General features: G+C 64.8%; 12 protein-coding genes. 11 read left to right on the top strand and 1 reads right to left on the bottom strand.

Annotated elements, in window-relative coordinates; translation table 11 throughout:
* The 4 genes from PSV33_RS12415 to gph all read left to right on the top strand — a co-directional run.
* Nucleotides 1–676: Hpt domain-containing protein (locus tag PSV33_RS12415; RefSeq protein WP_300562248.1), on the top strand; the 676-nt coding region annotated here is incomplete at its 5' end.
* 124 nt (nucleotides 677–800) lie between these two features.
* Complete coding sequence (locus PSV33_RS12410) at nucleotides 801–3,326, top strand: PAS domain S-box protein (RefSeq protein ID WP_300562246.1); 2,526 nt, start codon at nucleotides 801–803, stop codon at nucleotides 3,324–3,326.
* Between the two features lie 66 nt (nucleotides 3,327–3,392).
* A complete protein-coding gene (locus tag PSV33_RS12405; RefSeq protein WP_300562245.1) occupies nucleotides 3,393–4,091 on the top strand; it encodes a VIT family protein in 699 nt (232 codons plus the stop codon).
* 26 nt (nucleotides 4,092–4,117) lie between these two features.
* Complete coding sequence (gph, locus tag PSV33_RS12400; RefSeq protein ID WP_300562243.1) at nucleotides 4,118–4,858, top strand: phosphoglycolate phosphatase; 741 nt, start codon at nucleotides 4,118–4,120, stop codon at nucleotides 4,856–4,858.
* Between the two features lie 21 nt (nucleotides 4,859–4,879).
* Here the strand turns inward: gph and PSV33_RS12395 are convergent, their stop codons facing one another.
* Nucleotides 4,880–5,467 carry a chalcone isomerase family protein gene (locus PSV33_RS12395; protein ID WP_300562241.1) on the bottom strand — a complete coding sequence of 196 codons (588 nt, stop codon included), beginning with the start codon at nucleotides 5,465–5,467 and terminating at the stop codon, nucleotides 4,880–4,882.
* A 472-nt stretch (nucleotides 5,468–5,939) separates the two neighbouring features.
* Between PSV33_RS12395 and trpE the strand changes: the two genes are divergently transcribed.
* The 7 genes from trpE (at nucleotide 5,940) to PSV33_RS12360 (ending at nucleotide 12,632) form a co-directional block, all read left to right on the top strand.
* A complete protein-coding gene (trpE, locus tag PSV33_RS12390) occupies nucleotides 5,940–7,439 on the top strand; it encodes an anthranilate synthase component I (RefSeq protein ID WP_300562240.1) in 1,500 nt (499 codons plus the stop codon).
* A gap of 110 nt (nucleotides 7,440–7,549) precedes the next feature.
* Nucleotides 7,550–8,122 (top strand): aminodeoxychorismate/anthranilate synthase component II, encoded by a 573-nt coding sequence (locus PSV33_RS12385; RefSeq protein ID WP_300562239.1) that lies wholly within the window; start codon nucleotides 7,550–7,552, stop codon nucleotides 8,120–8,122.
* A 66-nt stretch (nucleotides 8,123–8,188) separates the two neighbouring features.
* On the top strand, nucleotides 8,189–9,307 hold the full coding sequence (locus tag PSV33_RS12380; protein WP_300562237.1) for a GntG family PLP-dependent aldolase: 1,119 nt from the start codon (nucleotides 8,189–8,191) through the stop codon (nucleotides 9,305–9,307).
* Between the two features lie 9 nt (nucleotides 9,308–9,316).
* A complete protein-coding gene (locus PSV33_RS12375; protein ID WP_300562235.1) occupies nucleotides 9,317–9,970 on the top strand; it encodes a LysE family translocator in 654 nt (217 codons plus the stop codon).
* Nucleotides 9,971–9,997: 27 nt separating this feature from the next.
* Nucleotides 9,998–11,041, top strand: coding sequence for an anthranilate phosphoribosyltransferase (trpD, locus tag PSV33_RS12370; RefSeq protein WP_300562233.1), 1,044 nt, complete (start codon nucleotides 9,998–10,000; stop codon nucleotides 11,039–11,041).
* Between the two features lie 3 nt (nucleotides 11,042–11,044).
* Nucleotides 11,045–11,845, top strand: coding sequence for an indole-3-glycerol phosphate synthase TrpC (trpC, locus tag PSV33_RS12365; RefSeq protein ID WP_300562230.1), 801 nt, complete (start codon nucleotides 11,045–11,047; stop codon nucleotides 11,843–11,845).
* Between the two features lie 16 nt (nucleotides 11,846–11,861).
* Nucleotides 11,862–12,632, top strand: coding sequence for a uracil-DNA glycosylase (locus PSV33_RS12360; RefSeq protein WP_300562227.1), 771 nt, complete (start codon nucleotides 11,862–11,864; stop codon nucleotides 12,630–12,632).
* Nucleotides 12,633–12,709 lie beyond the last annotated feature (77 nt).

Below are 12,709 nucleotides of genomic sequence, written 5' to 3'. Positions count from 1 at the left end.
CGCCGAGCCCGGCGAAATCCTGATTTCCAGCGAGACCCATGCCCTGGTGCAGGGCCAGGTGCAGGCCGACGCGCGGGACGCCATCCTCGCCAAGGGCTTTGCCCAACCCATCCCGGTGTATGTGGTCCGCGGGGAAAACACCGGCATGCCCGGCGATCCCGGGGTCATCCGCTTTGACGGGCCCGGCTTGCGTCTGGAGCTCGATGCGGGGCGTCTGACCACAACGCAAAAGGCCGAGGCCGTGAGCGAGTTGCGCAAGGCGCTGGCACGGCTGGAAACGGCAGTGGCCGGCGACCCGCAGGCCGATGTCTGGCCGACCGCCATCGCCGGGCTGGATCTGGCCCTCGGACTGCGCCGGGCGATGGGCGTGAAAACGCTTTATCTCTCCATGCTGGGGCGTTTTCTGGAAGGGCGCAGAGACACCCCCCGGCGCATCCGGGAGGCGCTGGACGCGGGCGACACCAAAGCAGCGGAACTGCTGGCCCACTCCCTGCGCGGCCTGTCCGGGCAGATCGGCGCCACGCAGGTGCCTGACCATGCGCAGGCGCTGGAGCAGGCCCTGCACGGGGAAGCGCCGCGCGCCGCGCTGGATACCTTGCTGGAACGGCTGGAAGCCTCGCTGGGCGAATTGATGGCGGCGCTCGAGTCCGGCTTGCCCGAGGTTGCCGCGCCATGACCGGCAGGCTGCGTCCGGCCGCAGGCAAGCGTGCAGGGTCCGCTGGTGTATCGTGCGTACAGGCAGTTCGGGAAAAGCCCGCCGGGCACCGATCCCGCACCCAGCCCCCGCACAAGGCCCCGCCATGAAGCTGCCCTTTCGCACCAACATCACCATCGCCCTGGGCTTGGGCCTGCTCCTGATGGCCCTGAGCACAGCCACGTCCTACATCACCATCCATTCGCTGCTTGAGGACGAGAAAGGCGAGGAAAAAATCCAGGTGACGGTGGTCCTGCTGGAGCAGCTGGTGTCGCAGTTCAAGACCACAGAGTCCCTGCAACGGCGCTACCTTCTGACCAACGTCGACCAGGACCTGACGGCCTACCGGAAGGCCAGGGCGGACTTGCAGCAGGCGCTGCTGGGCGTCGGCGGCCTGCCGGTGGCGGACGAGCGCCTGGCGGACCTGCGTACCCTGCAGGGTCTGGTCGCCCGACGACTGGATTTCATGGAAGAGACCGTCAGCACCCGGCAACAGGCGGGGCTGGAGGCTGCAACCGCGCTGGTCGGCAGCGACGGGAACCGCCAGCTTCACAACGACATTGAGGGGCTCGCCGGCCGGCTCAAGAGCACCCAGGCGCAGACTCTGGATCGCTCCGAAAAAAACACCCGACGGACGGCGCAGACGGTCCGCCTGCTGATTCTGTTGAGCGGCCTGCTCACGCTTGGGCTGCTCGGCTGGACCCTTCGGGCCGTGATTCGCGCGCAGGCCAAGAACCGCCGCATCCAGGCCGAGCTTGCCGACAGCGAAGCCATGAGCCGCGCCATCACCGAGAGCATGGCAGAAGGGGTGGTGACCGCCACCGGAGATGGCCTGGTCGTCCACGCCAACAGCGCTGCCCGGCACCTCTTCGGCTACCGACTCGACGAGCTGATGGGGCAACCGGTGGCCAGGCTGCTGCCTGTGCGTTACCAGATGGGCTTCACGGCCTTCTTCGCGTCGCTGGCGGACCGGCCCCGGGGCTTCAGGGAGTCCGACACGCAGGTCGTGGGCCAGCGCCGTGACGGCACCGAGTTTCCGGTCAACGTGTCCTTTGGCGACGTCAACGTCAGCGGGCGGCGCTTGTTCACGGCCATCATTCGTGACGTCACCGAAAGCAAGCGGATTGCCCAGAACTTGCGCGACAGCGAGGAGCAGTTGCGCCAGCTCACCGACAACGTCCCGGCCCTGATGGCCTATGTGGACAGCGACACGCGTTTCCAGTTTCACAACAAGGCCTATGAAGAGGTTTTTGGCCTGCCGCGGGAAAAAATCGACGGCAGAACCCTGCTTGAAATCACCGGCCCCGAGTTTTACAAGCAGATCAGCCGCCATGTGCAGGAGGCGCTGTCCGGCTATGCGGTGCGTTACGAGCGGGAGCAGGTCACGGCCAGCGGCGAGCGGCGCGAATACGTGATGAGTTATTTCCCGCGCTACGGCGAGGGCGACGAGGAGGACAAGGTCATCGGATTTTTCTCGCTGGGTACCGATGTCACCGAGCTCAAGCGCATCGACCGCATGAAAAGCGAGTTTGTCTCCATCGTGAGCCATGAACTGCGCACCCCCCTGACTTCGATACGCGGCTCGCTGGGGCTGGTCTCGGGCGGCGTGGCGGGCGCGCTGCCGGAACGGGCCAAAAGCCTTGTGGAAATCGCCAAAAACAATTGTGAGCGGTTGATCCGCCTGATCAACGACATCCTCGACAGTGAAAAAATCGAGTCCGGCAAGATGCAGTTCGAGCTGCAGCCGCTGGAACTGCTGCCTCTGCTGCAGCGGACGCTGGCGGACAACGAAGGATTTGCCGCGCAGCACCAGGTCAAGCTGGCCCTGCATGCGCCCAGACAGCCCCTGAAGGCCCTGGTAGACAGCGACCGCTTACTCCAGGTGATGACCAACCTGCTGTCCAATGCCATCAAGTTTTCTCCCGCGCAAGGCACCGTGCTGGTGATGCTGGGCCGGCACGCCGGCCGCCTGCGTGTCGAGGTCAGTGACACCGGGCCCGGTATCCCCGAAGAATTCCGCCAGCGCATTTTCCAGAAATTTTCACAAGCCGATTCTTCCGACACACGCCAGAAGGGCGGAACCGGTCTCGGGCTGGCCATTTCAAAAGCGATTGTGGAGCGGATGGAAGGAAGCCTGGGCTTCACCTCCAAGGTCGATGTGGGAACCACCTTCTATTTCGAACTGCCGGAGTGGCGCGAGGCGCCACCGGTGACAGCGCCCATGAGTCTTGACGGCATCAACCGGCCGCGTATCCTGGTGTGTGAAGATGACCCGGATGTCGCCCGGCTGATCGGCATGATGCTGGACAAGGCCGGCTTCGATGCCGACATCGCCCACACGGCGGCGCAGGCGCGTGACTACCTCAAAATGGAGTCCTATGCCGCGATGACCGTGGACGTTCAGCTTCCCTACGAAAACGGGCTGGACCTGATCCGTTCACTGCGCCAGGAAAAACGCACCGCGGACCTGCCGGTTCTGGTTCTGTCCGTGACCGCGGCGGAAGCCCGGCTCCATGCCGGCAACACCCTGGCCGTGTCGGCCTGGCTTGAAAAGCCGATTGACGAGCAACGCCTGCTGGCCAGCTTGCGTCAGGCCATCGACGGCCGGCGGGCGGCCCGTGGCCGGCGCTGAACCGGCACATGATCCCGGTCTGCGCTGCGCTGTCCTTTCCACCCTTCACTCAGGTTCCACCCACCCATGAAATTCTCGCGCCATATTGAACGTCATCGTACCGATCGGATCGGCTGGCTGCGTGCAGCTGTGCTCGGGGCCAACGATGGCATTGTGTCCACCGCCAGCCTGGTGGTCGGCGTCGCCGCCGCGCAGTCAAGCCAGGGCAGCATTCTTGTGGCCGGGGTCGCCGGGCTGGTGGCCGGGGCGATGTCGATGGCCGCAGGGGAGTATGTCTCTGTTCACTCGCAGGCTGACACCGAAAAGGCGGACCTCGAACGTGAACGTGCCGAGCTGGCGCTCGATCCCGCCGCGGAGCAGCGCGAGCTGACGGCCATTTATGTTGCGCGCGGGCTGGCGCCCGGGCTGGCGCAGCAGGTGGCGCTGGCGTTGACCGCGCACGACGCGCTGGCTGCCCATGCCCGGGACGAACTCGGCATTTCAGAGGCGCTCAGTGCGCGGCCGGTGCAGGCCGCGTTGGCCTCGGCGGCAAGTTTTGCGGTTGGCGCGGTGTTGCCGCTGGCCGTGACCGCCCTGGCTCCCGCACAAGGCCTCATCGTCTGGGTTTCCACCAGTTCACTGGTGTTTCTCGCCCTCCTGGGTGTGGTGGCCGCCCGCGTCGGTGGCGCCGGCGTTCTGGCCAGTGCATGGCGCGTCACCTTCTGGGGCGCACTCGCGATGGCGATCACGGCAGGCGTGGGCGCACTGTTCGGCGCGGTGGTTTGATCGGCAGGGAAACGAGCCCGGTGTCCATGAACCACAGCCTGTTTGATGCAGCGATCGTCGATCTGGACGGCACCCTGGTCGATACCCTCGGTGATTTTGTGGTTGCCCTGAACCGGATGCTGGCCGACCTGTCCTTGTCGCCAGTCGACCGATCCGTGGTCGGGGCGCGGGTGGGCAAAGGCTCGGAGCATTTGATTCACTCTGTCCTGGATCATGTGCTGAATAGCCCTGTAGCCCATGATGGACGGGCGCCAACAGCTATCAATAAAGAAGCAGTGGAACGGCTGCTTCCGGTTGCCTGGGCCAGTTACCAGCGCCATTACCTGGCCATCAACGGCCAGCATGCCAGCGTCTACCCGGGCGTGGTCCAGGGGTTGCAACTGCTGCAGCGCCAGGGCCTGAAGCTGGCCTGCCTGACCAACAAGCCGACCGCGTTTGCCCTGCCTCTGCTCAAGGCCAAGGGCCTGGACGGTTTCTTCAGTCGGGTGTTCGGCGGCGATTCTTTCGAGCGGAAAAAACCCGACCCCCTGCCGCTGCGCAAGACCTGCGAGGCGCTGGGAAGCACACCGGCACGGACCGTGATGATTGGGGACTCCAGCAACGATGCCCAGGCGGCGCGGGCGGCGGGTTGCCCGGTGCTGCTGGTGACTTACGGCTACAACCACGGCGAGCCGGTGCGCGGTGTGGACGCCGACGGCTTTGTCGACACCCTGGCGGCGCTGGACCTGGCCGCCCTGCAAACAAAAACGGGGCTTGCGCCCCGTTAAAAATCACGGCCGATACGGCGCTCAGGCGGGTTTGCCCAGCAGGGCGTCCTTGAGTTTCCAGTCGGCGGGCACGGGACCGAGCCAGATACGCATCAAGGCGTTGAAAAATTCCGGTTCCTTGAAGGGCTCGCCTTGCGGCACGCCCTTGACGGTGATCACGGTGCCGGTGCCTGGCACCCAGTCAATCATGAAAACGTCGCCGGCGACCAGTTTTTTCTGGTCCGAGAAAATCTGGGCCATCTTGATCAGGCCGGGGATCAGCTTGGACATTTCGGCCTTGGGCGCGTTGTCCTGCACCCCCCGCGTGAAGAGCTTGCCGAGTTCGTTGGAATCGATCTCGCGCAGCATGGTGATCTGCAGGCGCTTGGCGCCGGGGGCGGCCAGCACCTCTTCCGGGGTAGCGGCTTTTTTGCCGAGGTACAGGCCGGCCGTGTACACCTTGAAGACGGCCTTGTAACGCACGCCTGCGCCGTTGAGCACCAGCTTGCTGCCGCGCATGTCAATCTGCTCGTCCAGCTTGACGCCGCCCACCTCCACGGTGGCTGCCGCTGCGCTGAAGGCCAGCAACAGCGACACGGCGCCCGCCACGCATGGTTTCATCCAGGTCATAAGAGGTCTCCTTAAAAAAAGAACGGTCGTTCGTTAATGAAGTTATTCTGTTCCGGCACCTGGGCACCCGCAAGAGGGTTTGCGAGATGAGTGTTACTACCAGTTACATCTGCCCGAGGCTTTCAAGGCACCTGACTTTTCTGCCGTTCTTTGGGTCGGGCTTTCGGGGGAACTTCGGTTTCCTGCGCTTGCTGGAGGGAAGGCGAGGGCCTCTCTGTCCATCCGGCTTTGCTACACTCGGCCTTCCATGTTCATTCATCGCATCATTCAGACAGGTAGCAGCTACCGGGGAGCCTGGCCCTGGCGGGCCTGACAGCTCTCGCATGCTGAGGCCTCGGCCTCGCAGTCATGCAAGCCTGTTTTGATGCGCTCTTGCCCTCCTGCAACGAGCATCCTTGCCCCGGTTGCCGGGGTGTACTGAATGGAGGTGGCCACGCCCGCGCGCGTGGGCCCACCGGTGAAGGAACTTGCCGTGATCACAGAACTTGAATTCAAAAGCCTTGCGCAGCAGGGCTACAACCGCATTCCGCTGATGGCGGAGGCGTTTGCCGACCTCGAAACCCCGCTCTCCCTGTACCTCAAGCTGGCGCATTCCAGGGACGGCGGCAAATTCAGCTTTCTGCTCGAATCGGTCGTCGGTGGCGAGCGTTTTGGCCGCTACAGCTTCATCGGCCTGCCGGCGCGCACGCTGGTGCGCGCGAGCGGTTTTGGCGCCGACGTGCTGACCGAGGTGGTGCGGGACGGCCAGGTGATCGAAACCTCCAAAGCCAACCCGCTGGATTTCATCAGCGACTACCAGAAGCGTTTCAAGGTCGCGCTGCGGCCGGGCCTGCCGCGGTTTTGCGGTGGGCTGGCCGGTTATTTTGGTTACGACACGGTGCGTTACATCGAGAAGAAGCTCGAGGCTTCCTGCCCGCCCGATACCCTGGGCTGCCCCGACATCCTGCTGCTTCAGTGCGAAGAGCTGGCGGTGATCGACAACCTTTCGGGCAAGCTCTACCTGATCGTTTACGCCGACCCGGCCCTGCCCGAGGCTTACGCCAACGCCAAAAAGCGCGTGCGCGAACTGAAAGAGCAGCTCAAGTATTCCGTCAGCGCGCCGGTGGTCAAGCCCACCCAGGGTTACCCGGCCGAACGCGACTTTGCCAAGGCCGATTACCTGGCCGCCGTTGAGCGTGCCAAGCGGCTGATCGAGGCTGGTGACTTCATGCAGGTGCAGGTGGGCCAGCGCATCAAGAAGCGTTACACCGAGTCGCCCCTGTCGCTGTACCGCGCGCTGCGTTCGCTGAACCCCAGCCCCTACATGTATTACTACAACTTCGGCGACTTCCATGTGGTCGGCGCCTCGCCGGAAATTCTGGTGCGCCAGGAGAAAACGGAAGCAGGCCAAAAGATCACCATCCGGCCGCTGGCCGGCACGCGCCCGCGCGCTGCGTCGCCCGAGGCTGACAAGGCTGTCGAGCAGGAACTGATCAACGACCCGAAAGAGCGTGCCGAACACGTGATGCTGATCGACCTGGCGCGCAACGACATCGGCCGCATCGCCAAAACCGGCACGGTCAAGGTCACCGAGGCGTTTTCGGTGGAGCGCTACAGCCACGTCATGCACATCGTCAGCAATGTCGAGGGCGTGTTGCTCGACGGCATGACCAGCATGGACGTGCTCAAGGCGACTTTTCCGGCCGGCACGCTGACCGGCGCGCCCAAGGTGCATGCGATGGAACTCATCGACCAGCTCGAGCCGACCAAACGCGGCCTGTACGGCGGCGCCTGCGGCTACCTCAGTTATGCCGGCGACATGGATGTGGCGATTGCGATCCGCACCGGCGTCATCAAGGACCAGATGCTCTACGTGCAGGCGGCGGCGGGCGTGGTGGCCGATTCGGTGGCCGAGCTCGAATGGAAAGAGACCGAGGCCAAGGCGCGCGCGCTGCTGCGTGCGTCGGAACTGGTCGAAGAAGGCCTGGAGTAAACCACCATGTTTGTACAAATAGAGATGTTTTGCCGCCGGGCCGCCCCAAGGCAAAATGCGGCCCCCCCGGGGGGCAGCGTATTACACGAAGTGAAAAGCGTGGGGGCCGTATGAAACTCTTGATGATCGACAACTACGACTCCTTCACCTACAACATCGCCCAGTATTTCGGCGAACTCGGCGCCGAGGTCGAGGTCTTCCGCAACGATGAAATCACGCTGGAAGGCATCGCCGAACGTGCGCCGGACCGGCTGGTGATCTCGCCCGGTCCGTGTTCACCGGCGGAAGCCGGCATTTCGGTGGCGGCCATTCAACACTTCGCCGGCAAGCTCCCGATCCTGGGCGTCTGCCTGGGCCACCAGGCGGTGGGCGCGGCCTTTGGCGGCAAGATCGTGCGTGCGCAGCAGCTGATGCACGGCAAGACCAGCGTGATCAGCACCACGCAAGAAGGCGTGTTTGCCGGTTTGCCGGCGCAGTTCACTGTGAACCGCTACCACTCGCTGGCGATCGACAGGGCGACCTGCCCCGAGGTGCTGGCCATCACCGCCTGGACCGATGACGGCGAGATCATGGGCGTGCGCCACAAGGAACTCGCGATCCAGGGCGTGCAGTTCCACCCTGAGTCGATACTGACCGAACACGGCCATGCGATGTTGAAGAACTTCCTTGAGCAGTGCGTTTAGCCGTGGCTCGGTTTGCTATTAAAAGCGTAGCTGCTTGCGCATATTCCATAAGGGCTGAGGGCATAAATGACGAAAAAAGTTGACCTGAGAAGCGACACCGTGACGCAGCCCACCGAAGGCATGCGTGACGAGATGGCGCGCGCGCCGCTGGGGGACGACGTGTTCGGCGACGACCCGAGCGTGAACGCGCTGCAGGACAAGATCGCGGCGATGCTGGGCTTCGAGGCGGCGCTGTTTGTGCCCACCGGCACCCAGAGCAACCTGTGCGCGATTCTGGCCCACTGCCAACGCGGCGACGAATACATCGTCGGCCAGATGCAGCATTGCTACCGCTGGGAAGGCGGCGGCGCGGCGGTGCTGGGCAGTGTGCAGCCGCAGCCGCTGAACCATCAGGCCGACGGCACGCTGGCCCTGGCCGACATCGAAGCGGCGGTCAAGCCGGACGACCCGCATTTCGCGCGCAGCCGCCTGCTGGCGCTGGAAAACACGCTGGGCGGCAAGCTGCTGCCCATGGCTTACATCGAACAGGCGACCGACCTGGCGCGCCGCCAGGGGCTGGCCCGGCACCTGGACGGGGCGCGGCTGTTCAATGCGGCGGTGGCGCAGGCGGCACAGCGCCGCCCCGCCGCCGGGCCGCCCCAAGGCGGGGCAGCCCCCTCGGGGGGCAGCGACCCACACGCAGTGGGGGAGCGTGGGGGCGTCATTCTTGAAGCGCGGCGCATCGCCGGCTGCTTCGATTCGGTGTCCGTTTGTTTCAGCAAGGGCCTGGGCGCGCCGGTGGGCTCGGCGCTGTGCGGTTCGGCCGAATTCATCGCCCGTGCCCGGCGCATTCGCAAGATGGCCGGCGGCGCCATGCGGCAGGCCGGCGGGCTGGCGGCCGCGGCCTCGTATGCGCTGGACCACCACATCACCCGCCTGGCCGACGACCATGCGCTGGCCAAACGGCTGGCCGAGGGCCTGGCTGGCCTGCCTGGCCTGCAGGTTGAGGCGCCGCAGACCAACATCCTGTTTGTGGACCTGGTGGGCAGCGCCCGCGACCAGTCCGAGGCCTTGCTGCGCCACCTTGCGAGTGAAGGCATTCAGGCCACCGGCCTGTACCGCCTGCGTTTTGTCACCCACCTCGACGTGGATGCGGCGGGCGTGGACCGCGCGATCGCGGCGATTTGCGGTTTCTTCAAGGACTAGGGCCCATCCATGGCAACCGGACAATTGCTGCTGTTCATGGCTGCCGGGGTGTTGCTGAACCTGACGCCCGGCCCGGATGTGCTCTACATCGTGACCCATGCCCTGCGCCGCGGCGCGCGCGCCGGCATGGTGGCGGCGCTGGGCATCACCGCCGGCTGTTTTGTGCACATCCTCGCATCGGCACTCGGCCTCAGCGCCTTGCTGGCCGCCTCGGCCACGGCTTTTGCCGTGCTCAAGTGGGCCGGCGCCGCCTACCTGGTGTATGTCGGCTTGCGTCTGCTGACCAGCCGGGGTGCCGAATTTGCTATTAATTCAGAAGCTGCTGACGCCAGGCCGGTAAGGGCTGGAGGCCTGAAAAGCATATTTTTTCAGGGTTTCTGGACGAACGTGCTGAACCCCAAGGTGGCGCTGTTTTTCCTGGCGTTTGTACCGCAGTTCATTGCCCCCGGTGTGGACAACAAGCCCCTGGCGTTTTTGCTGCTGGGCCTGCTGTTCAACTTCAACGGGCTGTGGGTCAACATCGGCTGGGCGCTGGCCGCCAGCTGGCTGGCGCGTCGCGCGGGGGCCTTGCAGCGCGGGCTGCGCTGGTTAGACCGGGTGGCCGGCGCCATGTTCGTTGGATTTGGCATCAAGCTGGCCCTGACCGACAATCCTTCCCACTAACTCCAGAGACAAGACCAGAGCACGACCATGCCCATGAGCAACAAAATCACGCCCCAGGAAGCGCTGCAGCGCACCATCGAACACCGCGAAATTTTCCATGACGAGATGCTGCACGTCATGCGCATGATCATGAGCGGGGAAATGTCCCCGGTCATGATGGCCGCGCTGATCACCGGCCTGCGCGTCAAGAAGGAAACCATCGGCGAGATCACTGCCGCCGCCCAGGTGATGCGCGAGTTTTCCACCAAGGTCCACGTGGCCGACAAGACGCACCTGGTGGACATCGTCGGCACCGGCGGCGACGGCTCGCACACCTTCAACATCTCGACCTGCTCGATGTTTGTCGCGGCGGCCGCTGGCGCCAAGGTCAGCAAACATGGCGGGCGCAGCGTCAGCAGCAAGTCCGGCAGCGCTGACGTGCTCGAAGCCCTGGGCATCAACATCAACCTGAAGCCCGAGGCGATTGCCCAATGCATCGCGCAGGTCGGCGTCGGCTTCATGTTTGCGCCCAACCATCATCCGGCGATGAAAAACGTCGCCCCAGTGCGCAAGGAACTCGGCGTGCGCACCATCTTCAACATCCTCGGACCGCTGACCAACCCGGCCGGTGCGCCCAACATCCTGATGGGTGTGTTTCACCCCGACCTGGTCGGCATCCAGGTGCGCGCGCTGCAGCGCCTGGGCGCGGAACATGCGCTGGTGGTCTACGGCAAGGACGGCATGGACGAGGTGTCACTGGGCGCGGCCACGGTGGTCGGCGAGCTCAAGGGTGGCGAGATCACCGAGTATGAAATCCACCCGGAGGACTTCGGCCTGGCCATGGCCAGCAACCGCACGCTGCGCGTGGACGCACCCGAGCAGTCGATGGCCATGCTCAAGGGCGTGCTCGACGACGAACCCGGCGCGGCGCGCGACATCGTCATCCTCAACGCCGGCGCCGCGCTGTATGCGGCCAATGTGGCCGAGTCCATGGTGGCCGGCATCGCGCTGGCCCGTCAGGCCATCACTTCCGGCGCCGCCAAGGCCAAGCTCGAACAGCTGGTTTCCACCTCCCAAGCCCTGGCGACCTGAACCATGTCCGATATCCTGAACAAGATTGTGGCCGTCAAACGCGAGGAGATTGCCGCGGCGATCAAGCGCAAACCCCTGGCCGCGGTGCGTTTTGACGCCGAGTCGCGCGTGCTGACGCGGGATTTCGTCGGCGCCCTGCGTGCCAAAATCAGCGCCGGCCAGCCCGCGGTGATTGCAGAAATCAAGAAGGCCAGCCCCTCCAAGGGCGTGCTGCGCGCAGACTTCATTCCGGCAGATATTGCTCAAAGTTATGCGGAGCATGGTGCTGCGTGTTTGTCGGTGCTCACTGACAAGGACTTCTTTCAGGGCAGCATCGACTACCTGAAGCAGGCGCGGGCCTCCTGCGACCTGCCGGTGTTGCGCAAGGATTTCATCATCGACCCCTACCAGGTCTACGAGTCGCGCGTGATGGGCGCCGACTGCATCCTGCTGATCGCCGCCTGCCTGGACGACGCGCAGATGAAGGCGCTCGAGGCGCTGGCCCTGTCGCTGGACATGGCGGTGCTGGTGGAGGTGCATGACCGCGCCGAGCTCGACCGCGCCCTCCAGCTCAAGACACCGCTGCTGGGCATCAACAACCGCAACCTGCAGACCTTCGAGGTGTCGCTGGACACCACCTTGGGCCTGGTCAAGGCAGTGCCCGCCGACCGCCTGCTGGTGACGGAGTCCGGCATCACGACAGCGGCCGATGTGGCGCGCCTGCGCGAGGCCAAAGTCAACGCTTTCCTGGTCGGCGAGGCTTTCATGCGCGCCGAAGACCCTGGTCTCGCGCTGGCCGGCCTGTTTCCGGATGCTACTGATTAAATAGCTGGCGACGCCCATGCCACAAGGACTGCAAGCCGATTTGGCCTTTGAAACAGTGCCCAAACCGCTGCCGGAGGGTGCCGGCCATGGCCGGCACCTGACACGCTGGCACCCGGACGACTGGCCGTTGGCGGCCGACTGGGCGCCCGAGGTCGGCCATTTCCTGGCCAGTCGGCCCGGACAGCAACTCGGCGCGTTCATAAAGCAGCGCCTGGCGGCCGGCGCCATCATCTACCCGCCGCAGCCTTTCCGGGCCCTGGCGCTGACGCCGCTGGCCGATGTCCGCGTGGTCATCCTGGGCCAGGACCCCTATCACGGCCCGGGGCAGGCGCAAGGGCTGGCCTTTTCGGTGCCCGACGGCGTGAAACCCCCGCCCAGCTTGCGCAACATGTTCAAGGAACTGGCGCGAGATCCGGCGGTGGCGCCGGAAGCGCACAGCGGCGGCTCGCTGGAACGCTGGGCCAGCCAGGGCGTCTTGCTGCTCAATACCAGCCTGACGGTGGAGGAAGGCCAGGCCGCCAGCCATGCCAGACGGGGCTGGGAAGTGCTGACCGACCAGCTGATTGCCGCAGTGGCGGCCAAACCCGGGCCGGTGGTGTTTTTGCTCTGGGGCGCCCATGCGCAGGCCAAACAGGCGCTGATTCCTCCCCGGCATCTGGTGCTGACGGCCAATCACCCCTCGCCCCTGTCGGCTTTGCGGCCGCCTCAACCCTTCATCGGCTGCGGACATTTCAGTGCCGCCAACGACTTTTTACAAGGCCATGGCCGGCGGCCGGTGGGGTGGTAAGCACTTGTTGTTCGGGATTGCCGGATGTCAAATTTCCATGGCATAATCTGAGGTTCGCCAAAGGAGAGGTGGCCGAG

Source organism: Polaromonas sp., from assembly GCF_029945895.1.
Classification (GTDB): domain Bacteria; phylum Pseudomonadota; class Gammaproteobacteria; order Burkholderiales; family Burkholderiaceae_C; genus Polaromonas.
Note: the sequence above shows the minus strand (reverse complement) of the source record. Positions and strands in the feature narration are given on the sequence as shown.